Origin of the sequence: Halopseudomonas sp. (assembly GCF_047631575.1) — a bacterium.
Classification (GTDB): domain Bacteria; phylum Pseudomonadota; class Gammaproteobacteria; order Pseudomonadales; family Pseudomonadaceae; genus Halopseudomonas.
Genome location: NZ_JBLIAB010000003.1, coordinates 402,449 through 428,743 on the forward strand (window position 1 = coordinate 402,449; position 26,295 = coordinate 428,743).

General features: G+C 53.1%; 18 protein-coding genes and 1 pseudogene. 6 read left to right on the plus strand and 13 right to left on the minus strand.

The window, feature by feature from the left end:
* Positions 1–474: 474 nt before the first annotated feature.
* From ACJAXR_RS08700 to ACJAXR_RS08710, 3 genes are all read right to left on the minus strand, one after another.
* Positions 475–1,377, minus strand: a complete 903-nt coding sequence (locus ACJAXR_RS08700) for a bacteriophage abortive infection AbiH family protein (RefSeq protein ID WP_415057860.1) — start codon at positions 1,375–1,377, stop codon at positions 475–477.
* A gap of 59 nt (positions 1,378–1,436) precedes the next feature.
* Positions 1,437–4,235, minus strand: a complete 2,799-nt coding sequence (locus ACJAXR_RS08705) for an AAA family ATPase (protein WP_415057861.1) — start codon at positions 4,233–4,235, stop codon at positions 1,437–1,439.
* A 199-nt stretch (positions 4,236–4,434) separates the two neighbouring features.
* Positions 4,435–5,082 carry a DUF2971 domain-containing protein gene (locus ACJAXR_RS08710; RefSeq protein ID WP_415057862.1) on the minus strand — a complete coding sequence of 216 codons (648 nt, stop codon included), beginning with the start codon at positions 5,080–5,082 and terminating at the stop codon, positions 4,435–4,437.
* A 507-nt stretch (positions 5,083–5,589) separates the two neighbouring features.
* Here ACJAXR_RS08710 and ACJAXR_RS08715 point away from each other — a divergent pair.
* From ACJAXR_RS08715 to ACJAXR_RS08730, 4 genes are all read left to right on the plus strand, one after another.
* Positions 5,590–6,711, plus strand: coding sequence for an ABC-three component system protein (locus tag ACJAXR_RS08715; RefSeq protein WP_415057863.1), 1,122 nt, complete (start codon positions 5,590–5,592; stop codon positions 6,709–6,711).
* On the plus strand, positions 6,695–6,943 hold the full coding sequence (locus ACJAXR_RS08720; RefSeq protein ID WP_415057864.1) for an ABC-three component system middle component 8: 249 nt from the start codon (positions 6,695–6,697) through the stop codon (positions 6,941–6,943). Before ACJAXR_RS08715 ends, ACJAXR_RS08720 begins: the two co-directional genes overlap by 17 nt.
* Entirely contained in the window at positions 6,930–8,729 is a 1,800-nt protein-coding gene (locus tag ACJAXR_RS08725; RefSeq protein ID WP_415057865.1) for a DUF2326 domain-containing protein, read from the plus strand. Before ACJAXR_RS08720 ends, ACJAXR_RS08725 begins: the two co-directional genes overlap by 14 nt.
* A 459-nt stretch (positions 8,730–9,188) precedes the next feature.
* Complete coding sequence (locus tag ACJAXR_RS08730; RefSeq protein WP_415057866.1) at positions 9,189–9,782, plus strand: hypothetical protein; 594 nt, start codon at positions 9,189–9,191, stop codon at positions 9,780–9,782.
* Positions 9,783–10,151: 369 nt separating this feature from the next.
* Here the strand turns inward: ACJAXR_RS08730 and ACJAXR_RS08735 are convergent, their stop codons facing one another.
* From ACJAXR_RS08735 to ACJAXR_RS08775, 9 genes are all read right to left on the minus strand, one after another.
* Entirely contained in the window at positions 10,152–12,005 is a 1,854-nt protein-coding gene (locus ACJAXR_RS08735) for a hypothetical protein (RefSeq protein WP_415057867.1), read from the minus strand.
* Between the two features lie 53 nt (positions 12,006–12,058).
* Entirely contained in the window at positions 12,059–13,150 is a 1,092-nt protein-coding gene (locus ACJAXR_RS08740) for an endonuclease NucS domain-containing protein (RefSeq protein WP_415057868.1), read from the minus strand.
* A 35-nt stretch (positions 13,151–13,185) separates the two neighbouring features.
* The gene (locus ACJAXR_RS08745; RefSeq protein WP_415057869.1) at positions 13,186–14,916 is read right to left on the minus strand and encodes a restriction endonuclease subunit S; all 1,731 of its coding nucleotides are present in this window, start codon (positions 14,914–14,916) and stop codon (positions 13,186–13,188) included.
* The gene (locus ACJAXR_RS08750; RefSeq protein ID WP_415057870.1) at positions 14,913–16,382 is read right to left on the minus strand and encodes an N-6 DNA methylase; all 1,470 of its coding nucleotides are present in this window, start codon (positions 16,380–16,382) and stop codon (positions 14,913–14,915) included. The genes ACJAXR_RS08745 and ACJAXR_RS08750 overlap by 4 nt, the downstream gene beginning before the upstream one ends.
* Before the next feature lie 83 nt (positions 16,383–16,465).
* Complete coding sequence (hsdR, locus tag ACJAXR_RS08755; RefSeq protein ID WP_415057871.1) at positions 16,466–18,832, minus strand: EcoAI/FtnUII family type I restriction enzme subunit R; 2,367 nt, start codon at positions 18,830–18,832, stop codon at positions 16,466–16,468.
* Positions 18,833–19,762: 930 nt separating this feature from the next.
* Entirely contained in the window at positions 19,763–20,563 is an 801-nt protein-coding gene (locus ACJAXR_RS08760; protein WP_415057872.1) for a hypothetical protein, read from the minus strand.
* A gap of 14 nt (positions 20,564–20,577) precedes the next feature.
* Positions 20,578–20,802 carry an AlpA family transcriptional regulator gene (locus ACJAXR_RS08765; protein ID WP_415057873.1) on the minus strand — a complete coding sequence of 75 codons (225 nt, stop codon included), beginning with the start codon at positions 20,800–20,802 and terminating at the stop codon, positions 20,578–20,580.
* A 101-nt stretch (positions 20,803–20,903) separates the two neighbouring features.
* Positions 20,904–21,605: a hypothetical protein gene (locus ACJAXR_RS08770; protein WP_415057874.1), complete on the minus strand. Its 702-nt coding sequence runs from the start codon at positions 21,603–21,605 to the stop codon at positions 20,904–20,906.
* 116 nt (positions 21,606–21,721) lie between these two features.
* Entirely contained in the window at positions 21,722–22,960 is a 1,239-nt protein-coding gene (locus tag ACJAXR_RS08775) for a tyrosine-type recombinase/integrase (RefSeq protein WP_415057875.1), read from the minus strand.
* Positions 22,961–23,281: 321 nt separating this feature from the next.
* Between ACJAXR_RS08775 and ACJAXR_RS08780 the strand changes: the two genes are divergently transcribed.
* The gene (locus tag ACJAXR_RS08780) at positions 23,282–24,262 is read left to right on the plus strand and encodes a tyrosine-type recombinase/integrase (protein WP_415057876.1); all 981 of its coding nucleotides are present in this window, start codon (positions 23,282–23,284) and stop codon (positions 24,260–24,262) included.
* Between the two features lie 617 nt (positions 24,263–24,879).
* Here ACJAXR_RS08780 and ACJAXR_RS08785 read toward each other — a convergent pair.
* On the minus strand, positions 24,880–25,599 hold the full coding sequence (locus ACJAXR_RS08785; RefSeq protein ID WP_415057877.1) for a S24 family peptidase: 720 nt from the start codon (positions 25,597–25,599) through the stop codon (positions 24,880–24,882).
* 437 nt (positions 25,600–26,036) lie between these two features.
* Between ACJAXR_RS08785 and ACJAXR_RS08790 the strand changes: the two are divergent.
* Positions 26,037–26,290 (plus strand): annotated as a pseudogene (locus tag ACJAXR_RS08790) (ArsR/SmtB family transcription factor).
* Positions 26,291–26,295 lie beyond the last annotated feature (5 nt).

The window sequence follows — 26,295 nt, forward strand, 5'->3', positions numbered from 1 at the left end:
TGCGACGGTATGAAGTACAGCTCACCGTCGGGAAGATAGGTCACAGTCTCGCCACCAGTTGATTTCGTTTTCTTGAATAGGCCGAGTTTCCATCGCAGATCAAAAATGATCCGATGGGGGAGTATGCGGAGCCTAACGAGATAGGAGCGGTTCATTTTTTGGCACTGCATATAGTCTGGTGGATCGATTCTGACTTTGCTGGTACGCACGTGGTACGCATCCTAAATGCGCGGTAAATTGAGCGGTTACGGAAGCTGGCAGAGCAGGTCGCTGGCTCGGGATCACTGGTTAAGCCTAATATTCGTGCTATCTACTGTTTGAATTGCCCCTGTTTCTGTAAACAAGCGATGACCGCTCCTGGCCGATAGCAGCGCGCTAATAAAGGCCGTTATCGGCCAAGAGCGGCCGGTCATCGAAAATCAATATCGTGCTCTGCCCCCAATAATCCTGCTAGGCAGGCACCTCGCCGTGTCGCTATAGCTCAGACCAGAGTTTGCAGTAGATCTGCTCTTTAGGAACTCCGAAGCCATTGAGGCACAGAATTTTGTGAGACTCTTCACCATGTGATCTGACCGCCACTGTCCAGATTACGGGTCGTCCCTCCAGCGCCTCGGTTATCGCAAGGAAATAGGCTCTACCCACTTCCGAAAGGGAGTGGCCGAGCACTATGACGTGAGTGACTGAGCTCAGGGTGGAAAAAAAGCCCGAGTGGTTGTTGATGATCTGCTCGCTTGGCTTAAAAGTCTGCTCGAAGTAGTCATCCAATCTGCCGAGCGCCTCCATTACCCGATGATCTGCTGATTCTCCGTCGAGGCCTTTATGAAGCGACGTACGCTCATCTGGAGTCCAGGCATGACCAAGAATCAGTTCAGAGCTAGGCTGTGCTCCTTCACCGTGTATATGCAGGATATTTTCTGTCGGGACGTTATAGAGCCTGCTCAGCGTACTGGTGTAGTTGAAGTTCAGGTATAGGGCGTTTCTATCCAACGAATCCAGTAACTGATGGGTTGGACTGCAGTCAGGAATTTTGATGGATCTGACCCAATCACCGAATCGTGATTGCAACGTCCGCGATAAACCGGTGGCGACTCGATCAACTTCGTACTGGAAATCATGATGTCCTGCGTCGCTCCAATTCTCGTCGGAGTATGACGCAAGGAAACCTGTCAGGTCAGAGACGACGCTTTCGGTGTCCATATCGGCCAAAGCAAGTTCTAGGTCAGACCAATCCTCATCGGCGGGAACATAGGCATCTACCCAGTTAAATACTTGCCGACTGACCATGCTCAGGAAGGCTTTGAAATGTTTGTACTGGGTAGGCAGACCATGGTGAAGATCAAAGCCGTTTCCGATAACGTAAAGGATTTGCGTATCCATAAAGGTTCCTAAGGGGGAGGCCGACGTTGGCACCGAATGGATCAGTTACAAATCTAAAACTACACACCGTGACACTTCTTGAATTTCAGCCCCGATCCACACGGGCACCGCTCATTCCGTCCCACCACCCCCATCGTTTGCCTACCCGTCACACGCCTAGCTTCCCTGATGATGCTGGAGATTAAGGCAGTTTGACTCTCGACCTCCAACCTTTGATCCTCCTCCAACCCCTCCAGATAAGGATGCAAGCGTTTTATTTCGGAGATAGCCCCCTGGTGATCACCGCACCAAGCCAGGATCACCGCATACTGACTCTTGACTTGAACCATCTTGCCGATAAGGCCTGCTTGGGCAACGACCGGCAAAACATGCTGCTCCATGACTTCTTTGGCACCCTCGAAATCCTCGATGCCCACAAACACATCCGCTAAATCCTGGCCCACACGGACAACTGACTCATAGCCCTCAACCATTTGAAAGAATTTCATGGCGTGGATTCGTTGAAAAGGCGCAGGCAGCCCTTGATCCTCGCGGGCCTTGGCATACACCTCTAAAGCATCGGCAAGATGTTTGATGTGCTCATGGACATTAGGTGGTCGCTTGATTACCTTCCAGAGGATATCTGGATTCTTGCCCATGACTTCCTTAGGCGTCAGCCCCAGAATTTCAAAGTATTCATCAGCTACTTTCTTGCACAGTGCTTCAGCTTGTTTGTGACGCTTCAACTTCCATAGAGCGATCGCGTGGTTGTAATCAAATACCCGCTGGTGATCAGCGTCAGGAATTTTTGGCGTGGCGTACGCCAATGCCCGCCTCACCTCGCCCTCACGGCCTTGGTCTGAGGCAAACAGTATTTTTCTCATCGCCCACGCGACCTGCTCGCGGACCTCAAATCCATGTTCATTGAGAAGCTGCTCCATCGCGAGCAAGGGTTCAGCCACTTCATCGAAGCGTCCTTCTCGCATGGAGGAAAACACAAGCCCATCAAGCGCCCAGAAAGCCTGGCGAGGACTCAGTTCACCAGCCTCAAGCGCACGCTTCAAGCTTGAGGTGATATCCACGGATATGCCCATCTCGTAGAAAAGTTCCTCGCCTGCCAGCCCAATGAGCGTCATCACGTCGTTGAGTCTGATGAATACCCGAGTAAGAAGAGAAAACCGCGAAGTATCACGGTTTTTCTCCAGGCCCTTAATCAGAAGCTCCTTCAACGTCACCAAGGCACTAGTGACGACGGGCTCACCCATGAGCTCTAGATGGCGTAGGCCTAGAGTACGGACGGCATCATGGACTTTGAGTGTTTTGGCACCAAACACCTCAACCGTCCCTGTGGCTTGGATCTTCTTGATGGCAACAGCTGCGCCGCCCTGTGACAGCTTGAGCGTAGCCGATAGCAGACGGACGACTTCCTCATGCGTGAGCCCTGTATCACCGAGGCTGACGATAGCTAAGGCGTTTTGGGTAACTTCGTCATAGCCATCGTAAACACGAGCCAGGATGACCTCTTGAGCCGTTTCCACTACGTTCGATTGCTGGCCGAGATCGGCGCAGAGTGCCTCGATGTCCCCGCCGTATTCCGACAGAGCCACCGTAATGGCGCTGTCGACGTATAGCGGCAGCCCACCTGAATAAATCCGAAGCTGTTCGAATGCCTGAGCATTACCGAACGCGCCTGCACCACTAGCCGCCCGAGCCACTGTATCGAGATCCCACCCTAGCAGTGTGTCGCGTCGCAACATCATGACCGCCTCGAGCTCCCGGACATTCTCATGAGGCTGACATAGAAGAATGAAACGGATGTGGCGAGTCGCGTTCAGAAGATCTCGCAGGTTCGCGACTGGAATGCGATGGGCATTGTCGACAACGACGACCAATGGAGCCTCAGCTTGCTCCATGAATCGATCGAACGTCCGAATCGCCTCGTAGCCGCTAGCACCAGGCAGGAGAATTTGCCGGACGCCTTCCGGGTCTCGCTTAGAGTACTTCGAGGCAAGCTCTCGCACGAGCGAGCTTGCAATAGTGGGCCCAGGTAGGTCACCCACATCGTAATAGGCACAAGGTTCAGTGCTATGCAGTGCAGCATGAGCGGCCCATGTGGTTTTCCCCGCACCAGACAATCCACAAAGGATGCGGACCCGTTCCTCCGACGTGAGTGTAGGCTCGTTCTGTTGTGGCCTGTATGAAGCGGGTGGTGTGGGAAAGTCTTGCAGCTGAACGATCAACTGCTCAAAAAGGTCCGGCAAATCTGGAGTGCGAAAGACGTGCCTAGAGTTGCCATTACCGCCGGCGGACGCCAACATCACCAATCCCGCCATTTTCCAGGTCAGGGAAGAAGGTGACAGGACTGAAAAATTCAGCTTCTCAGCCTGCACGACGCACCACTGTGCCGCCTCTTCCACGGTCGCCCATGCCGGCGGAAGGCAACTTGGGTGCGGCGCTTTTGAATCAGGATGAAGGTAGAGCAAGTCCGAGGCCGTCTTTTTCTCGTCTACCTGAGTCTGAAGTGTTTTCCCTAGTGGCTGATTAGCAACGATAACGAACTGAGGTTTGCCAGCACGCCGCCCTGGCCCATGCTCCTGCCGGATCAGGTCGAAACGTTCCAATGCGCCTGCGGCGTCGCCGGGCATAAGGGCGCGGGAGCGCGTCTTAACCTGTACGTAGACCCGACCGGAGTCGGTGCTGAGTTCTAAGTCTTCATCTAACTCGACCAGCACCTCGTTAACCCCAGAGGACTGAGCCAGGAAGAGGCAGCCCACAGCGTACAGATGCTGGTAGAGAAAGCCCTTATGTACAGACTCGATCCGTTTGAGTTGGGCGGGATCTAGCACGGCATCGGGATGGTTTTGCTCATTCGGTTGCACGGGATGTCCATTCCAGGATTCGGCACAAAATTTTCGTAGCGTTACTGCTATCGCTGCAAGGCTAGTGCAGCGGCCCGGCTTTCTTAGCTGCTTTGAATGTCTGCTCCGGGCCCGAACCCAGCCTGAAGGATAGGGCCAAGAGCGGCCAGAAGCGGACGACCACGATGTAGTACAACCAAACTCTGGAGGTCAATGGCTTTCATCTCCGCTTATCGACGGTCATCTCGTATTCACCGAAAGCCGGCCGAAGAAAGGCAGTCTTAATTTTATTACTAGCCTCGCCAAACTGCCTTTCGACTTCGTCTCGACTAATATCTGATTTGAAACCAATGAAGATCTCTTTGAGCCTCATTTTCCCAGAAAACGGCTCAAAATAGAGACCGTTATCGGGCATGTTCAAATCACAAATCAGCCTACTTTCCTGCTCGTAAGACCAATGCTGGTGTTTCGTAGCCAGAAGATTTTTCCCAAAGTCGTCGTAAGCACTAACTCCAGGCTTCAATTGAGCAGTCACGTTGAGACGACTATACGTGTATTCGACGTCTAATACCCCTCCACCATCAAGCACATCAAAACCCAGACAAAGGCCGGTATGACGGTCACCATAGTGCGCCCACATGACTGGGCTTCTGAAAGTCTCACTAAAGCAAATAATTCCTATTTGCTGGTTGAGCAATTGCTTTATTTCTACCAACCGGCCTCTAGTAGTCCTGTCCCGCATATTGACGCACAAGAACTCAAACGGGTCATTCAGCTCACTAATTCGAGCAATTTTCAATCGTTTCTCCGAGAGAGCGGTTAGCGCATATTTAGACCCGATATAGTGATAAAACCGACGAATTCGCATCGTATCTCCTACTGAAAGAACCGGTTCTCAAGCCTTTTACCAGCTAATCTCCAAAACAACCTTAACGTCATCCAAAAAGGATAACACCCCGTTATTCTCCGCAGGAAAACTAAAGTCAGATGAGCCATTTCATGAATGTTCTTCTGCCCCCAATTCCCACTTTGGGACTTCGTATCGGACGGTCACCGTCCTCGACGGCGCGGTTCAGCGCATTGAGCGCTTTTCTAGTGGCCGAGACGACGACGGTATGGATGGGTGTCAAGCCATCCCCGATCCGGAGGGCGAAGGTTTGGTGGTTCTGATAGAATTGACGAGTAGCGCCCTTGGCACGAGATCCTTCTAAACTAGAACCACAAGGAAAGCGGAGCCAGCACAGTCGAGCCTACCCAAGGAGAGGACCGGATGACTGCAACAGCTCGCCAACAAGGCGAAATTTTGGAGCAAAAGCTTGAATCCCTTGGGTAAGTCCGACAGAGATGACACAGTGACTTCACGCGTACGCAGAACGTGAACGGCAAGCGTGCGATCATCGAGGATTCAGGATTTCGGCTCGCGCGCTGGTTCGACGATGACGCGGAACAGCGAAAGGCATTGCAAGCGGTACGATCGGAGTTCGCCAAAGGAGGGCTATCTGATGCAGGGAAACACGGCGGCGGAGGTCGCGATCGCATGAAGTACGCGTACGAAGACCTAGGAGACGCCCGGTTTGAAGAACTTGTTGTAGCCCTGTGCCGACGTCTTTTAGGTATGGCCGCCCAAGGCTTTGCAAAAGGCCCCGACGGCGGACGTGATGCCAAGTTCGTAGGTACCGCAGAGCTGCTCCCGAGCAGTCGGGCACCGTGGAACGGAACTGTCATCGTTCAGGCCAAGCACACCTACGGCTACAACCGCAGCTTCTCCGAGACCGACTTTTTCAATCCAAAGTCTATAAATAACGTTCTCGGTGAAGAGGTCCCTCGGATCAAGAGGCTACGGGTGGCGAAGCAATTGGACCACTACATGTTGTTCGCCAATCGCAAGCTGACGGGCGGCGCAGATAGCAGTATCTGCACGCATATTTCAAAAGAATGCGGCATTCCGGAGTCGTCCATCATGCTGTGTGGGATTGAGCAGCTTGAGGGCTGGCTAAAGGACTTCCCTGAGGTCGCCACACAGGTCAATCTCGATCCACTTGACTCGCCTTTGATCGTGAGCCCCGATGAGCTATCTGAAGTGGTACAGGCTCTTGCTCGCCACTTGAAGAGCGCGACGATTGAGATCGATACATCACCGACTCCGCGGACGAATTACGAAGTTAAGAACGTCCTCAATAACATGACGCCGGAATACGCGAGGGAGCTTCGACGACGATACCTAAAGGACACACCCCAGGTGAAATCCTTTCTTGCTGCGCCCGAGAACGAAAACCTTTTAGGGCTGTATGAGTCTGTCGTCGAAGAGTTCCAACTCAGCATCATCGCCAAGCGGAAGGACTATCAGACATTTGACGAGTTGATGAACCATCTCGCGCGTTTGCTCCTGGAGCGAGATCCGCTGCTGCGAGCTAACAAACGCTTAACGCGCATCATGCTCTTCTACATGTACTGGAACTGTGACATCGGGGAGGGCGAAGATGCTTCGACCCACTAAGCACTCCCATCCTGATCGCACCGTCGTGCATATTGCGCTCCTATTGCTGCAGCATTTGCGTAAGCGTCGACTTGATCGCTATGGTGACCTTCGAGCATTCGCCAAGAAGGCCGTCACAGGTGGAGATATTCTGTTCCTACCCGCGCTCAACTTTCTATTTCTGCTTGGGCTAATCGAGTACCGGCCTAAAACCGACGCTATTGAATACGTGGGGCCCAATGAAGCTCTCTAGGCTATATAGCAACCAGCCCGATCTTTTCGGGCCTATCGAGTTCCGTGCGGGCCTAAACGTAGTCTTCGCAGAGATCAGGCTACCCGAGAACAAGGACAAGGATACCCACAATCTCGGTAAGACGACGCTGGGACGCATGATCGACTTCTGCTTCCTGGCCGGGCGTGACAAGGACTTCTTTCTTTTTAAGCAGAAAGACACCTTCAAAGACTTCGTCTTTTTCCTGGAAATTGGGCTCCCGGATGGCACTTACATTACTGTCCGACGAGGTGTAGGCGAACACACGAAGATAAGCTTCAAGAAGCACGAGGCCGCACATCAGAATTTCACCGAGCTTTACGAAGCCTCCTGGGATCACTTCAATTTGCCGTTTGATCGTGCCCGGGAGATGCTTGATGGCTTGCTTGACTGGCGCGCCGTATCACCGTGGGACTTCCGCAAGGGACTAGGCTACCAACTGCGCGGCCAAGGCGACTACCAAGACGTCTTTCAGCTGCGAAGATTTGCGATAGGGAAGCACAAGGACTGGAAACCATACGTTGCACACATCCTTGGCTTCGACCATAAGCTGATTGAGGAGCACTACTCAAAGCTCGAAGAAATGGAAAGTAAAAAAGCCATTGCGCAGACCGTACAGACCGAACTGGGCGGATCAGTCGGTGATTTGAGCAAGATTGAAGGCATCCTTCTGTTGAAGCAGAAGGATGCTGACAAGAAGCAGCAACTGCTTGACGCGTTTGATTTCCGTGAGCAGGACAAGGGGCAGACTGAGAACCTTGTCGAGGAAATCAATGTGCGCGTCGCTGAGCTGAACGCGCAGCGCTATTCGCTCAACCAGGCTCGCCGTAAAATCATGGACTCATTGGAAGAAGACCAGATTCTTTTCAGGCCTGATCAGGCAGAGCAGCTGTTCAATGAAGCAGGCATCCTATTTTCCGGACAGATCAAGAAGGATTTCAGTCAGCTCATCGCTTTCAACCGCGCTATCACGGAAGAGCGGCGCGGATACCTGCAAGAGGAGCGCGCTGAAATCGAGGTCGAGCTGAAGAGAGTGGCGGAAGAGCTTGATGACCTCGGCAAGCGGCGGTCGGACGTGCTAGGTTTCTTGAGTAGCACCGATGTGTTCGCCAAGTACAAGCAGGTTACTGACGATCTCGTAACTCTGCGCGCTGACATTGCGACGCTTGAAAAGCAGCGGGGTTTCCTACGCCGACTGCAGGAGCTTCGTACAGAAATTCGCTCGCTGACAAAAGCCTGTGGGCATCTGCAGTCACAGATTGAGGCGGACGTTGAATCGCAGAATACGGACAGAGCAAGCCTGTTTTCAGTGATCCGCGTGTACTTCAGCGAGATCGTCGAAGAGGTCCTGGCCCACAAGGCATTGCTTAGCGTCTCTCCGAATGCTAAAGGTCATCTTGAATTTCGGGCCGAAATTCTAGACGACAAGGGCAAAGCCACGAGTGCGGACTTGGGAAATACTTACCGGAAACTGCTGTGCATAGCCTTTGATCTGGCGGTGCTTCGTGCCCACCTTCAGGACAGGTTCCCCAACTTCGTTTATCACGACGGTGTGTTCGAGTCGCTGGACGACCGCAAGAAGATCAATCTTCTAATGGTTATCCGTCAGTACGCAGAGCTTGGCGTGCAGTCGATCATCACGCTAATCGACTCAGACATGCCGCCTCGCATAGAGGCAACGGTCCCCGTATTTGCTTCCGACGAGGTCGTGCTTATCCTGCACGACGAAGATGATGAGGGCCGTCTTTTTCGTATGAAGACTTGGTAGCCCACGGTCTCGGATAGCTCGCTAGTTGGACGTGAGCGTTGGGCGGATTCCTTGGAGCCTTGTTGGCGTTTCTGCAACGAGGCTTAGGACCACCGTCTTATCCCCCAGCAGGCGCCTGAGCTATCGATGGTTAATTCTAGGAGCCAGCCTCAAGCCGGTGGATACAAAAGAGTATTTACTTGCATGCTGGCACTGGGGAGATCACCGTTAACTGGCAGCATCTCAGCCTGAGATTGCGGGCTAGGAAAAAAGCTATGACTGACTGCCTCTGGCCGATAGCAGCCAATACTGTACGGTAGGTAACGGCCAAAATCGGTCAATCAAAAAATCACACCGATTGCTGACAATTGGGTTGTGACTTTGCCATAATTTATATCTGTCGGGAGTGGTTCTTGCTTTTTAGGAAAACATTCGGTGGCTCTACCGCGCTCTGTGGGCCGAGCCTATATGGAGAGACTTTTGGCAACTGGTATAAAAATTGATGGGATCGAATTTAGCGAACTGTCGTTGGTTGATCGCCCCGTACATGCAGCAGTACTTGGACGCATTTTCACAAGCTGGTCGTTGATCGAAAGTTCCATAACTGCTCTTTTAGGGTTGATGATGCACGATGACCACCGCGCAGCGCTCGCTATCCTCGAAAGTTTTAGGAACAACAGCAGCAGGGTCGAAGCAGTCAGGCGAATCGGAAAGAAGGTGCTTGACGCATCGCTTCGTCAACATTTTGATGACCTGATGAAAGACGTTATTTCTTACGCAAAAGAGCGCAATTCTATTGCTCACGGATTGTGGGGGTCTCATGAGGATGAACATGAAAATGTGTACCGCATGTCAATAGAAAAGTTTTCAACGTTTGTCGTAGAGAGTCCAAACATTACTGACATAGATGCTGAGGTAATGTTGGATTCTTTCAAAAAAGAAATAACGGTCTTTACGGTTGACGATCTCAAACAACTTGAACAGAAAGGGATAGACCTTCTATGCCGGGTTATGGGTGAGACAACAAATAAAGCATATTCACAGACATCAAGAAAACACGTGCAGAACTCTTGAGAAGGCTCGGACAGCCCGGCTGCTTCTAATACCGCCAGCAGTGACTCATTGATATTTGTAAGACGGACATTCCGGGGAGAGGCATCTTATAAAGTTACAAGTGCGCTCGTATGCTTTCTTTTATTATCCGCTCCTACTCTAACAGCACCCAGCACAGTCTGGGCTACGGATCGTAGTAGCTAAGGCCTCCATTCCCGCGCTCATCTTCTACAGGGTACTCAAGAGAGTCTCTCAAATTTATTTTTTCAGGCAGAGTAAAGTGGGAGTTCGCGTAATCTCTTACTGGATTGATATCTTTCTCTTCAACCCCTTTAAATGCTGTTTTTGACCGATAGCCGCCCGCCACAACGGCAGCTATCGACCAGACCCTCAACCGAATAAGTATGCGGTCAGCACAGTAGCAGCGCTCGCAACGCCTGTTCCTTTGAGCACGTTGGCAGATGCATCCGGAAAACGCCGTTCACCGCGGAGCATCTCCATCAGCTCTCGGGTAGATGCAATACCTGCTGCCAACAGTGCGGCATCGCCGGTACGATCACCAAAAGAATTGTCAGCCATGGCTGACATATCAAGCTCGACCTGTGCCTGCAAAGTTTCGTTATCATGTCCACTGGTACCTACCCGCGGATCGGTCTGTTGACCAGCCACCTCGTTGGTCGCCAACACCGAGATATCTGGGTGTTTCTTTAAATGAAGTTCAATTTTAGCCGCGTCCATAACAGCCTTTAGCTGGAATTCTCCGACGATCTCACCGGTCTCTGTGTCTCGGATCTGTATATCTGCGCCAGGGTTATTCGTGGAGCCGAACACCTCTGCCTGGGTATCGGTATGTGTGGCATTGTAATTATGCACATACAAGAGTTCGTGGTAGATGCCCTTGACGTTCGAACTTACGCCCCTCAAAGCCTCTGGTGAGAAATCACGTAGGTAATCCCCCAGTTCGTTCTCAGTGGCATCGGACAGTAGATTGTTTGATCTGCGTAACGCATCCAATACCAGCTGGCTTTCGAGGTCGTTTCCGACTGCGGTTTGGGTGAGCAAGGCGTAGAACAGGCCACCGACAGCAAACTCGGCACGGGGAAAGCCTTTAAATGGATAGTCCTCAATGAAGTCCTCGAAGCCACCAATCACTACGCGCCGAAAGTCAGTAGTGATATGTTGGCGCAAGGCGACCGCATTTTTGCCATCCAGGTTGGTACAGATCACATCCTGGTGACCATGCAGCTCCTCCAGCAGAGGACGAAGCACGTTTTCCAATAATTGCTCTGCATCCCACTCGGTAAACTGCTGGGACGAACTCGCGAGATATTCGTCGATTATGGCCATAGTCAGCCAGCACGACTGGACAACCCTTTGCTCGACTTCACTGAGCGATTCGAAAGGGCGTCGTTCTGAGCCCAGCAGCTTGTAAGCAGCGAGACCGGCGACCAGGCCAATACCGCCAGTAAGAACGACTCCAGTGGTCATACCGCCGCCTAGGAGCCCACCCACCCAAGCAAGAGTTGCATTGGTTGCTGCCGCTCCAGATAGGGACGCAATGGCGGTCCCTGTGCCTGCGGTGCCATAGGCAGCTACTAACGCGATAAGCGATCCAGACGCCACCGCGCCTGACACCTTAGCTAGCACCGCGTTACTAAACTGGCTCGCAAGCTTGTCGGAGTCGCTGCTACTGATCTGCATTAGGCAGGCGGAAACCTTCGATAGCTCTCTTCGGGTATTTTCCAGAAGCTCCAGCGGGTCCTCTGCTGCGAAATAAGGCTTAATGATTTCGCGGGCGGCGCCATATTGCAGCTCCATTTTTCGGAGTGCCGCTGCCAGGGCTAAATTAGCGCCGCTTTTCTTTATAGTTCTCTTGGCTGGCTCAACTACTGCTTTCTGAGCACGTTGAGTAGCTTTTTGAGTCAACTCTTCCGCCCCCGACCTTTTAGCCAGGGCTCTCCCAGCCTTGGCCACATTGCTGGTCGCAGTACCTAAATAATCGCCGGCCTTACCGGCCTGATCCTTCAGCCCATATCGCTGGTCAAGCGCTCGCGTCTGCTCGGTTACTTGCCCGCCGACTTTTTTAGCTTTATCGGTGATGCCATGAGTCTGGTCGATTTTCTGCAGAACATCACTGGCAGCGCCTCTAGCCTTACCCAGCGCTTCTGCTGCATGGTCTGCCTTCTCAAGAATTTGTTTTTGCAGGGCACGCGCCCAAGATAGCTTCTTACCATCCCTCTTCATGCCCATGCCGTCCTTTTCAGTTGATCTTTTACGCACAGCGCAGGCTGCGTGTATTAGTGTCTATCAAATAAAGAAAAGCGCTCTTTCAAACGCTCTATCGTCCAGCGCCACTTGGGTGTCGTGGGGCGGCAGACGGTATTTTGATTGCCGAATAGGCCAACTTCTTTGATGGCATGTTCAACCGGCATGGCTTGCATCCATTCCACAGCCACGAAGTATTCGCACCGCGCTGGGTCGTTGATGTGTTCGGCGTGATAAGTGCCTCGCGTGGCAGCTTGCAGCACCGGCGTATCGACGCTGTTCTGGATAACGGTGAAGTCTGCTGCGGCTGTGGCTAGGCCGGTTACGCGGCCGACACCGACGTAACCTTGCTGAGGGATATTGACCCAAACCCGGTCGCCCGGTGCGAGCATCTTGAGGCTTTTGCTGTACCAGGTGCCGCCACCGCCACAGATAAAACCGAATTCCTGTGCATCCAGCCAGGATCGAGTAGCGCCTTCCCCGAAAGAGCAATAAAACTCCCCATTCCAGGGTTCGCTAGGGCCGTCGTTGCGTGTGTTGCTGGCGATCGCCTGGGTTTCCAGGGGGTCGAGCAGCCAGGAGCGGCTGATCAGCTGTTGCTCGCCCTGCTGGAACACCTGGAAGCACAGCACGTTGATGGCGATATCCCGCTCGCTGAGATACGCCACAATGCGCTCGGTGCTGGCATCGAGCCCGGACGCGACAATGATGATCTGATGGCTTTGGTTGAGCGCCTCTTCATCTAGCGGCAGGCCGAAGTAACTCTGAAAGTCCGCCGCCAGATCGGTACCCTGGCGATAACGTTTGTAGATTGCGGCAATATCTTCGGCAGCTAGTTTTTCCACCCACGAGGCATAGTCTAGTGCCTGCGCCACGACATCACGGGGGGTACGGTCGCGCTTGAGCTCGATCAGCACCAGGGAGGCATCCGGGGCGATAGCCAGCAGATCAATCCGCCCGCCCAGTCCGGTGCTTTCCTGGCGGCCGATCAGCATCCATTCCTCCGACAACAGCCGTGGTGCGGTGACGATCATGTCTTCCAGCAACTGCTCGCTGGGCAGAATGCACTCACTCAGTTGGCTAGGTTGACTGCCGACCGTCCAGATTTGCGTTTTGATAGGCATGAGTTTGTTCTCAACTTAATGCTGTCTGGAGGCCCCTAGGCCACTACATGCTCGACCAGTGTGCTGGCCAGTTGTTCTTTGAGTTGGCGGGCCTGAGTTAGGCGGATTTTCAGTTGGTCGCACAGGGCCATGAGTTTATCGACTTTGGCGACAATGCGGTGTTGTTCGGCGAGTGGAGGGAGGGGGAAAAAGACGGCTCCAATCTTTCCTGGAGATGTGTGTTTAACTTTCATTCCAGTCGAACTATCAGCAACGCACGATCTGAAATATGCCCCGTTGAAATAGTGAAAAATATATCCCGAAAAAACAGTTTCACTATCAAAAATGAGCTTTCCTAAGCGCTGATTATGCAAATAGATCTTTTCGTCCTTCGGAACAAAAGCTGTACTTCCTAGAAGACCCGCAGCCTGCTCGGTCATTGCAACAATAAGATCACCGGCACGAAGAGCAAACTCTTGGTCAACCGGCCCGCAGTAGTATTTTGTACGAGCACCCCGATCCCGAAATCCACCCGCCTCAAAAAAGCTACCTGGCGTAGTCAGAACATATGGTGAGTCTGACTCGCAAAAATATGCGCTCGAAAAAGCATAACCATGCTTTATGGAAATAAGATCGCTCACCCGGCACCATTCCCATGCTTTTGGCATCTCGAATAGCTTGTTCTCTTCCACAGTGTCTGCAAGAAAGATCTGCTTCTTGACCTTGCCCTCAGCCACTAATCGCGCCTTATCCTCGGCAATCCGCTTTAGCAACTCACTGGCCGGCTCATCACTGGGATCTTGCGGTACCAGTTTGCCCATCACGGCTAGTTGCAATAGGGTTTGTTTGAGGGCGTTGGTGCTGGATTCTGTGGTAAACATGGTGTGGAAGTGTTCGGCTAGGCGTTGCCAGTTGGCGGCGAAGTCGATGGCGTCGCTGGCTTGGGTCAGGCTGTCGAGCAGCGCTTGTACCAGTTGGGCGTGGGCGCTTTCGGCGTCGGCCTGCTGGGCTTCCAGGCGGTCGCATAGGGCCATTAGCTCATCGACTTTGGCGACGATGCGGTGTTGTTCGGCTTCGGGAGGGAAAGGTATTAGAAACTGTGACAGCTTCCCAATACTGAGACCTTCACGCGATACACCGACCTGCACATCCATTACGGTCTGTTGGACTAGTCGCGAGATCAGCACCACATGAAGGAAAGGCTGAGTCCCCTGCGAAACTGGTCGCACAATAGTTACGTGCTGACTTACATTCCCAGTATCAAAATCAGAAGGGACTGCGGCACAGCGCCCGATAGATGCTCCCGTGATGTTGAACAGCAGGTCGCCAGCTTCAACATGTGTCCCCGACATTTTTTCGTGTGTCTCTTCAGTTATGTAAGCAACGCCATTTAGGCGAAGCCCTTCATTCCAAACGTTCTGTGACCGAAGAAATTTGACCCCATCTGCAACATAAGCCTGTTTCCCCCCTAACGGAGTACTACCAGCCCCAATTTTTTTCAGCAGAGAATCAAGTCGTACCCATTCCCAATCAGTAGGTATGGAATATGGCTTTTCCTCTTCAGCAATCTCCACCGGCGGCTTCTGCTTCTTTATTTTCCCCTCAGCCACCAACTGCGTTTTTTCCTCGGCAATGCGTTTTAGCAACCCACTAGCCGGCTCATTATTCGGGTCTTGTGGCACTAATTTCCCACGCACCGCCAACTCCAGAATCAGCTCACGCAATTTCTTGATGCCATTGGGCGCACCGGCCAGCAGGGGCAGATTCTCGGTCAACAACGCCGTCATACCTCGCGCTCCAGCGCTTCGGCTAGCACTGCCTTTAGCTGTTCACGCAGATCGCTGATGTCGTCTTGCAGAGTGGCGTACTCACGCAGCAGCTCATCCGGGTCGTGACTGATTTGTTCACCGATATGCGGGTTTTTGCAGTCGAGGTTCCAGTTACGGGCCTGGAGCTCTTCAACGCTTACCTTCCAGGCGAATTCGTTCTCTTCCCGGATGGCGAACCCGTCGGCTTCGTTGCCCCACCAGGCGGCTTCAACGTCGAATTCTTCGATACGCATGGGGCGAGTCTTGCTGTAGTTCTTCACGCCCTTTGGGTACTGGTGTTCGTAAAACCAGACGTCCTTGGTCGGGATGCCCTTGGTAAAGAACAGCAGGTTAGTTTTGATGCCGGTATAGGGGTTGAACACGCCATTGGGCAGGCGAACGATGGTGTGCAGGTTGCATTCGGTCAGCAGCTTTTCCTTGATGCGGCTCTTGATGCCCTCACCAAACAGAAAACCGTCCGGCAGTACCACGGCGGCGCGGCCACCGTCTTTCAGCAGCTGCATGATCAGCACCAGAAACAGGTCAGCCGTCTCACGGGTGCGGAAGGTAGCGGGGAAGTTGGTTTCAATGCCGTCTTCTTCCATGCCGCCAAAAGGCGGGTTGGCGACTATGCAGTGCACGCGCTCGCTGGGCGTCCAACTGATCAGTGGGCGGGCCAGGGTGTTGTCATGGCGGATCTGGCTGGGCACTTCGATGCCGTGCAGGATCATATTGGTAGTGGCCAGCAGGTGCGGTAGCGGCTTTTTCTCTACGCCAAAGATGCTGGCCTGCAGGGTGCGTTCGTCGTCTGCGGTTTTTACATAGAGGCTGCGTTTATGCTCGATAGTGCAGGTAAGAAAGCCGCCGGTGCCACAGGCTGGGTCCATGACCTTTTCATCCAGTTTGGGATCGACCATGCGCACCATGAACTCAGTAACCGGACGCGGCGTGTAGAACTCACCGGCGTTGCCAGCAGTTTGCAGATCACGCAGCAGTTGCTCATAGAGATTGCCGAACTCGTGACGCTCCTGGGCCTTGTTGAAGTCGATACCGGTCTGAATCTTGTTCACCACCTGACGGATCAACTGGCCGGACTTCATGTAGTTGTAGGCGTCCTCAAATACGCCGCGCACCACATAGGCCGCCGGAGTGGTGCTGTACTCATTGAGATTCTGCAGGGTAGGGAAGAGCTGACGATCAAGGAAGTCCTTCAGCTCATCGCCGGTCACACCCTCTGGGTCGGCAGCCCAGTTACGCCAGCGGCAGCGTTCGGGAATGGGTGATTGGTAGCTGTCATCCATCAGCTCCCATTCCAGCTCGCGATCGTCGAATATCTTGAGAAACAGTAACCAGACCAACTGACCGATACGTTGGGCGTCGCCGTCGACGCCGACGTCCTTGCGCATGATGTCCTGGATGGATTTGATAGTGGAGCTAATAGACATGGTTTTCTCAGTGAGGCATTGCAAAAAAGGCCGGATATTATCGGACAGCGCGGAGCTGCCCAGCTTTAAAGCAGCTAGTTGATTTAACTCGCGTAAAGCTCAATCTCCAGTTCATGAATGGCCTTGGTGTAGCCGGCCTTGCCGCCAAAGGCTTGCACCAATTCAATCGGCGCGCCGATCTGGCTGAACGGGTCGAGCTGGAGAATTTTGATGTCTTCGATATGCTCGATGCCGGTATCCGCATACTTTTCCAGCAGGGCTTCCAGCACCTGACGGGCGGCACCGGAGTATTTGGCGAAGTAGTTGCGTTTTTTTACCTGCTCGGCGCGCTCTTTACGCGTGAGTGCCGGCTGGTCGAAGGCGACGTGGCAGATTAGGTCGAAAGGGTCTAGCGGTTGGCCGAGTTTCTTTTCCACTTCTTCGGCCAGGGCTTCCCACATCACGCCTTGTACGGCCATTTCGTCGATGATGGCCTTCTTCTGCTCAGCATCACTCCAGCGGCGCAGGAAGTCATCAAGAGAGACAAACTGCTTCTTTACACAGGTCCGTGTGTAATCGTGCAGTGACTCGGTAATCAGCCTGCCGTCTGGCCCGTAATACTGGACGCGTTCGGCGATGACGGAAATGAGTACGTTATCGATCACGTATTTAATCCGCTTGGTGCCTTCCTCGCCTTCAGGAAAGTCGACGTCACTGGGTTGCTCGCCATCGCCGAGGCTAATCCCGTCTTCGCCCTCCATCAGGTCGTCCGGCGGTACAGGGGAATCATCGGCGCCGGGGGTATAGATCACTACAGGTTCGCCATCAAAGGCAGGATCGGCAAAGAGTTCGGTGGCCTTTTTGAAGTCCATGATGGTGAACCAGTACTTGCCGAAATCTTCATTGATGCGCGTGCCGCGACCGATGATCTGTTTGAACTCGGTCATCGACTTGATGTGTTGGTCCAGCACGATGAGTTTGCAGGTTTGCGCATCCACGCCCGTGGTCATCAGCTTGCTGGTGGTGGCAATGACGGGGTAGCGGGCCTCAGGGTTGATGAAGTTGTCCAGCTCGGCTTTGCCTTCCTGGTCATCACCCGTAATGCGCATGACGTACTTGCGGTTCTCCGCTACGCGCTCGGGGTTGAGGTTAACCAGAGCCTGGCGCATCCTCTCGGCATGGTTGATGTCGTCGCAGAAAATAATGGCTTTCTGGAACGGATCGGTCGCCTTGATGAAGTCGGTTACCTTTTGCGCGACCAGTTGGGTGCGCGCCTCGATGACCAGGGTGCGATCCATATCGTTGAGGTTGTAGATGCGGTCTTCGATCAGCTCGCCGTTCTTGTCGAGCATGCCTTTGGGTGGCCGCCAGCCCTGAAGATCCTTATCGAAATCAATGCGCACCACCTTGTAGGGCGCCAGAAAGCCGTCCTCGATACCCTGTTTTAGAGTGTAGCTGTACACCGGTTCGCCGAAGTAGGTGATGCTGGAAACTTCTTTGGTTTCCTTGGGGGTGGCGGTCAGACCCACGTGGGTGGCGCTGGAAAAATATTCAAGTATTTCGCGCCACGCAGAATCCTCTGCAGCACTACCTCGGTGGCACTCATCAATCACGATCAGATCGAAGAAGTCGCGGGAGAACTGCTTGTAGATATTCATCTCCTCTTCAGTACCGGTAACGGCCTGATAGAGGGACAGGTAAATCTCGTAGGATGTATCGATCTGACGCTTTGCGATCTTGGTCATCGCCTGACCAAAGGGTTTGAAGTCGTTGTTCTTGGTCTGGTCGACCAGAATGTTGCGGTCGGCCAGGAACAGGATGCGTTTCTTCTGGCGTGATTTCCATAGCCGCCAGATGATCTGGAAGGCGGTGTAGGTCTTGCCTGTGCCGGTAGCCATGACCAGCAGGATCCGGTCCTGGCCGCGCGCAATCGCCTCAATGGTGCGGTTGATGGCATTGGTCTGGTAGTAGCGCGGCATACGGCCGGAGCCGTCATCATAGTAGGGCGCTTCCACTTTCTCCTGAGCCTGTTGGTCAAGGCCCTTCCATAGACAGTAGCGTTGCCAGAGCTCCTGAGGGCTCGGGAACTGGTCCAGGGTAAGTTGGGTTTCGACCTGGCTGCCGGTACCTGTGCGGTCGTGGAACAGAAAACCGTCGCCGTTGCTTGAAAACACGAAAGGAACGTCAAGCGATTCGGCATATCCCAGGGCTTGCTGCATACCGGAGCCGATGGATAGCTTGTTCACTTTAGCTTCGATTACGGCCAGGGGCAGGTTGGGCTGGTGGTAGAGAATGAAGTCGGCGCGGCGTGATTCGCCTCGGCTGTGCAGCTTGCCACGCACGATGATGCGGCCCTTGGTAAAGCTGACCTCTTCGCGCACCTGGCGGTGCATGTCCCACCCAGCGCGTTGAACGGCGGGGGCAATGTACTTGCTGCAGATGTCCCTTTCGGAAAGCAACTTCTTGTCCATGATCCAGTCCTGGGAGGCACGAAAGATCGTGCCAAATTCTGCAATACGCAGAAGGTATGGGCTGACAACGATGAGGATCAGAGGCGCCTATAGTGTCGCCTGCGCCTTTATAAAGAGTCATCCCTGAATGCTATGCAGCCTGCCATGATGCGGGCTGATTCACAATATCAACCTGCCCAAGGTGGGTAAAGGGCGAGACCTGCCATAGTTGAATATTACTCAGAAGTTCAAGCGGCGTGCATCGATCCCTGCAGACAAAGGCTCGAGAACCCCTGGCGTCGACTGAGCGATTGCGTTAGTTGGCAGGGTGTAAGTAAGGACCTCGCGAGCAGTGGGGAGCTTAGCAAGCCTTTCTACTTGAGAAATTTTGTTGCTCTACTCTCCCGCACGGGGGGTGTTTCCTTATTTGCTGGTTCGCACTTTGGTTCGCACCCCTCACGCGTACGCGTGAAGCCCTGTGCCTTGATGAAATTGGGGTCAGAGTAACTTTATGAACTTTTTAAGGGCTCGGAAAATTCCAGGAGATTCCTGCTCGCCCGCGCGCGTGCGCGTATTGGTTGCAAAACTCTTCGTACCGATGCCACGGATTGACCTCAGGAATGGGTTCTTTATCAGGATAAATTGATCAACTTCCCTTGGGCTTCCGGTATGGGCCTCTCCACGCCCGTGGGTGTGTTTCCTGGGCGATCTACCGTAAACAGATCGGCAATCCGTTTTCTTTACGACGGTGAGGGTGTTTCTACGTGGGGCCTCATCGTGCGTGAAGATATACGGTCTTCCCGCGCCCGTGTGGTTTTTTGGAGAACCTGACGAAACCTGTCCTACAGGCCGCTGTTTTTCCCACACCCGTGGGGTGTGTTTCCTTTTTCCAGGGGCGCAAATTGGCAGCTTTCAGCTCGATCAGCCATATGGCTGATAGCATCACTTTGTCTAGAGCTTTGCCGTCCGATCATATTCGTCGAACCACTCCTCATCACTTTGCTCAGCAGGTGGCTTGTAGGCAGTTAATCCATTACCCGTAATACCTTCTTCCCTTGTTACCGTATTACCGTGGTTATCCGCTCCCGTAGCTGTATTCGTTTGGAGCCCCCTTGTTGTAAAGGGTTGGCGATAATCCTTGTCCGGCACAGTTGTCCGGATGCTGTCCACCAAATGTCCGTCACTTGTCTGCCGTTTGTCCGGCAAAAACACATCATTGATGCGATCGGAAGAGAGGTTTAACGGTCTCAGGCTTCGCTTTTTGATTCGCTCTCCTGTGGCTTGACCGATAAAAATAATCTCTTTCAGGTGCCCCATGTAGTCATGCATGGCGGATAGCCTGCGAGGGAAAGGGATACTAGTACTCTGCCAAAATTTGTAAAAAAGGCTTTGCTTTTTTATCCGAAATTGACCTTTGGGCAATAGTGACCCTGCCTTGGCATTAGAGGTGTTGCGTATGCGTGTTAAGTCGACATTAAAAATGGTGTACGCAGACTGCCCCGTGCGAACAGAAACGAAATTGAGCGTGATGCCTCCACTTTTGTTTTTGAGGTAATGGCCGGTGGAATAGCCCTGATACAGGTAGGCATCAAAACCTTCGCTTATCGAGAGCTCGCGCAATAGTTGAGCTGTGTGTGTGTATATCCAGTCAGCCGGTACTTCCTTTCCGCTGGCGGGCTCGATTAGTAGCCGACCATTCTCGATACGCAGGTCATCACCACGATTTAGTAGTTTGGATACCAGAGATTTCATGGCAGCGTCGAAACTTACGACAATGGATAGGATTTGGGTGACTGCTTCACTGGGTCGATATCCCCCAGCTGCTTGGCAATCCAAGCCTCGATTTCCAGGCTGTCCCAGCCGACTGCGCGTGGACCGATGCGGCGAGATTGTGGAAAGGTGCCGTCCTTCATGAAGTTGTAGATGCTGGCGCGCTTGTAGCCGGTGCGTTGAATCACCTCAGGCAGACGCATGATGTAGCGAGTAGACATAACCAGAACTCCTTTGCGCTTGTTGGCGCGTATTGGGTTGTGGTTACAGAAGGTATGACGCGGGCCTAGTTATTCCTGAGTGGAAAAAAACGTGGATTTCTTCACCCTTCGGAGGCAGGGAGTATGCCTTTGACTTCCAATGCGCGCCTAGCCGCCCGCAGGATGCTCGGTCGAAGCAAGCAACAGAGGAGCCCGAAGGAGTAACTCGGGACTGCTTCGTCTTTGGTTGGTAGATAGTGTCGAAGCACACTTTCAGGCGCTGGGGACTCCTCCAGCAGTCGAAAGGGCAAAATCTCGAAGAAGGGCGGCTTATAGCGGATTATGCGAGTGATGCTGTATATCGCATCCTCAGACAAGCTCAGGCGCTCGCCTATCAGGCGGCAGGCGCTCGCTACTTGGGGTTGCCCTGCGCGGCCCTTGTCTGGGTTGTTCTTGAGTGGTAATCCGGCCTGTCGCAGCCAGTAAGCACAAGCGGCAATTTTTCTATTACGCTCGAGCGCGTATATCGACTTCACGCGCCCACGCCCTTTGCGTGCTTCGCCTCGGGCGGCGGCGGCTATTAGCTCGAGGGCGTCACGGTTCCTCAAAATGCCAGGGTTTGCTTCCAGCAACTGCGCCAACAGTGGTTCTAAGTCACGATGTTGCCGGGAGCAATTCAGGGCGGCGCTTACTTGCCGGTCATCCCTATTCAATTCAGCTTGTCTGCTCAGTTCGGCCAGTTCCTCGGGCGACTCTAAGGGGGTAGTGTACGTGCCGTCCGCCTTCCGGTAGATGGTGCCTTTTGCAGTAATTTTTACACGCATTCTATCGCCCTCCCAAGTGCTCCCACTTCCTAAGTAGATCAAACGTCCAGGCGGGTGGGAAGCCTGCTTTTCGCCCCGTCGGGCTAGGCTGGTCGTACTCGTTTAGTCTGGCTCAATCAACTAGACTTCTTTGAAAAATTTCCCTGAATCACTTTCTCAGTTGGCGCGGTGGTGATGTAGTGCGCCCAATCGTCCATCAGAGCCCGGCGCTTCTCGAACAGGTCTCCACGTCGGTAAGCGGCCTCTACTGCATTACCTAGGCTATGAGCTAAAGCCTGCTCGCAAACGTCACGTGGGTGCGGTGTGCATTCGCCAGCCCAGTCTCGAAAAGTGGAGCGAAAGCCGTGCATGGTCAGGTCGTCACGTTTGATGTGTCGCAGCCCCATAAGCATAGCCATGTTGGAAAGAGGCTTGCCTGCTTTCGTGCCAGGGAACATGTGCGGGTTATCGTCTTGCCGCGGCAATTGCTCCAGCAGCTTTACCAGCGTATTAGAGAGCGGCACGCGGTGTTCTTTGCGCATCTTCATGCGTTCAGCCGGTATGGTCCACATGCGAGCTTTCAGGTCGATTTCATCCCAGGTCGCGCCCAACACTTCACTGGTGCGACAGGCGGTGAGGATGGTCATTTGCATAGCTTTGAACGTTACCTTATTCATTTTCTGCAGCTTGGCCATGAAGCCCGGCATTTCAGACCAGGGTAGGGCAGGGTGATGCTTTACGGCTTGGATCTTCTCGCGTTTGGGCAGAAGCTTGTCTAGGTGTCCACGCCAACGGGCAGGGTTCTCGCCTTCGCGCAGGCGTCGGGCCTTGGCAGCATCCAATACCAGCTCAATGCGATTGCGTACGCGGCTGGCTGTTTCTGGCTTGGTGGTCCAGATGGGTTGCAGCACCTTCAAGACATGCTCGGTGGTTATCTCGCCCGGTGACAGCTTGCCAATGAAGGGTGATGCATAGGTGTTCAGCGTGTTTTCCCATTGCTGTGCGTGTTTGGCGTTCTTCCAGCCGGGGCGGTGGGCTGCAATGTAATCGGTGGCTACGTCGTCAAAGGTGATCTGTTTTGCAGCTTCGAGGATGGCGGCCGCCTTATTGGCTGCCCGCTCGGCATTCGCTGCGTCGATAGGATCAATGCCGGCGCTTATGCGTTCACGATGAATGGCTGATTTACTTCGGCCAGTCTTCAACGATACGTCGGGGTAAACGCCCAGGCTAATATCACGGCGTTTACCGTTGAGCTGGTAGCGCAGTACCCAATACTTGCGGCCGGTCTTTTTGATGACCAGGCGCAGGCCGTCGCCATCCTCATAAGTGCCGGGGTCGGTCAGGTTCTCTACCTGTTTGGGGTTGAGCTTGCCCATTGAAAATTACTCCGCCAAGTATTGTTCCCACACTTGTTCCCACACTTTAATTTTAGAAGGCAAAAGGGGGCTTTGGTGTTCATTGGACAGATACTAGGCTGCAGCTCTCGTAATTACTAGTCTTGCGGGTGCTTGATCGTTCCTTTGATGGTTTTGTATGGAAGGCTTTAGATTGATACTTGGAGGACTGACTCTCCGCCATAAATAAAAAGCTTAGCACTCTTCGGAGGCTAAGCTTTTTTTGTTAGCGGGGCCATTTGGGGGAATTAGTTCCACCAAACCCCGCTGGCGCACTCCCCGAAGCTGGAGTAATATTTTCCCATGGCAACCATCAAACGGCGCGGCGAAGCCTGGCGAGTGGGGATCCGGCGAAAGAGCTATCCCACTATTTCAGGAACCTTTGACTCTAAGGCCGATGTCCAGCGATGGGCGACCGAGATTGAAGGCGATATGTCACGCGCACGATTTCTTGATATTCGGGATGCAGAACAGACAAACGTTGCCGATGCCCTGCGACGATACCGGCGCGAAATCACCGACACGAAGAAAGGCGCCCGGCAGGAGTCTGTCAGAGTCGACCGCTGGCTCGAGGATGGTATTGCCAAGAAGTCATTGGCCACGCTGCGGTCATCTGACCTGGCAGCTTGGCGCGATGCGCACTTGAAGGAAGGGAAGGCCGGCAGCACGGTCAGACTTAACCTGGCCATCATTAGCCACCTGTACACCATCGCTATTAAAGAATGGGGCATTCAGGGTATTACAAGTCTCTGCGCCGCACTTCGAATGCCCAAGCCCAGCAAGTCACACGACCGCAGACCAAGCGCCGCAGAGCCGGCGGCTGTCATTGATGCTGCGGCAAAGCATCATCGTGAACTGCCGATCATTATCCAGCTTGCAGTCGAGACGGCCATGCGCCGGTCTGAGTTGAACCTGCTACGCAGGGACCAGATCCGGGGCAAGGTGGCCTATCTGGAGGACACAAAGAACGGGGAGCGCCGGAGTGTGCCGTTGTCGCAGAAGGCCCGCAACCTGATAGCCACGCTGCCGACACGCATTGACGGGCGCCTGTTCGAAATGATCCCTAACGCTGTCAGCAATACCTTTCCCAAATCCTGCCGTGATGCCGGCATAGTAGGATTGACGTTCCATGACCTGCGCCATGAAGCGACCAGCCGATTGTTTGAGGCCGGGTTCAATGTGATGGAAGTCGCATCCATCACCGGCCACAAGACCCTGGCAATGCTCAAGAGGTACACCCACCTTTCCCCGCATGATCTAGCCGACCGCATGGCCAGGACGTAAGCTGATTGGTACAGCTCTTGGCCTTCCTTTCCTGACCGGCTGATGCATACCGCCTCATACTCGCCTAGGAACGTCAACACACTGGACCGCCGCCAGCACAACTTCACGTCCTGCTTGAAATGGGGAAGCATCCACGCTGCTCTGTCGCGTACTGCTGATCTGATTGCGCACTCTGACCGGCTCAGCATCTTGGCTATTTTCGGTACGTGCAGGATCTCTGATTCTATTGCTATGCTTCCCCCTCCTGGTGGTGGGCGGCCAAGTGCAGGAGGAAATATTGCCAGCGGTATATTCGCTGGCCGACTGTACGCGCGGAGTCATCTCAATGCGTGGCCGGCTAGGGCTGTGATCTAGACATCTGGCCTGTAATCGGCTGCGCATCACGTCGCAGCGCGGACTGTCTTTTAATCTCGCCGTCAAGCCTGGACGGTCACGGGGTTTTAAGTTGTGTAAAAAGCGTTCGGGACGGGGACTTGCCTTTTATCAAGGCATGGAGGTTATTTAAATATTCTGAAATCATAAGCGCAAGCCTGTTTAACAAGCTAATTTAGTTACGCTGAAAGTAATCTAGGTGGGCACAAAAAAATCCGCATCAGTGGACTTTGTTGAATCGGGAATTAGCGGAGCGTTGCTATCCTTTTTCGCCGGACCGTGGACCACCAAAAAACCATACCTATGATTTTTAGTGAGCCCAACTCTTTTGGCTTCAGGATTTCATCAGGATGCTCTTCTGAATTCCCGGACCTGAGTCGAACAGATCCTCCGGGCATCCGGTACAAGAACTTCACACGCAGCATGTCATCATGATCAATCGCGTAGATTTCACCATCGACTATAGACGTCATTCCAGTGTCTATTCCTATTGTTGAACCTTCACTTATGCGCGGCTCCATGCTCGTGCCTGTTACATGTGCAGCAACGGCATTTTCTGGTTGCACTCCGCATTCCCTTAGCGTGGATATCGCGAACCGTATCTGGTGGCCGGATGACTCTTGTATAGCAGTTGTACCCGCTTCAGCTGACAACTCGACCTCCTTGTACACGGGTACATAGACCTCATCCGAGTCGGCCGGAGTGTGGCTCCCCCGTGGAGAAAGACGCTCTCTAATCTCGATCTCGGAAACCATGCGTTCGGGACCCTCACCTATAGCAAGCCACCTGGCACTGAAGCCAGTTGAGTTTTCGAGGGCGAAAAGGTTCTCCGGCTTTAGGCTTTTGGTCTCTCCACTTATCCACTGAGAAACCGCAGAGTTAGCAACGCCGCACTCTTTCGCAATCTGGCTTTTCTGTTTTCCAGAATTTTTTATTGCTTTTTCGATCCGTTCGTATCTCTCCATAGACTTAATTTTCCGTCCTGCTTAATTTGAGCATTCATTCGTTTGACAATGATATCGGAGTAATTGGGGTCAGATGAAAATTAACTCTTTTGATCCTGTGCTGGTTCATTTGATTTTTCTGATCTTATCGACTGCCTCCAGTTTTGCTCCAAGACGTTGCTAATGTTCGCTTCTTGGCCGATAGCAGCCCGTCTACACAGGCCGTTATCGGCCAGAAGCGGTCGTTCAAGCATAGACCGGGGATGTCTCCCAGAGCGGGGTAGTCCAAGCAGTCATTCAGGGCGTCTACAAGAGCAGAGTCGATTCAACTGGATGCGTTTTTTGATTTCAAACCCTTGTTAAGGGCGATATTTTACTTATTGAAAATTTTGTAAAAAAGCGTTTTATTGCCTACCCTAATACTTGAACAGTTCAAAGCCTTGGGAAATTACACTCGCATGCAAATGATGGAGTGGCTCAGAGACCCACTCAGTAATTTCCCACTGCAGAACCATGGCGATCCTGCAGTGGGGTCCGCGAAAACCATATGAATCGCAAGGCCGAGCTTTCACCTTCTATCGTGGCTGCATACTTAGCTATCTTACAACGTGCAGGCTTCGTGCTAACCACCCGCATCGGAAAGTGGACTTACTACCGGCGCAATGAGCAGGCGATTGATGACTTTGCGGCTAGGTTGATCATCGAATTGTAATTTTT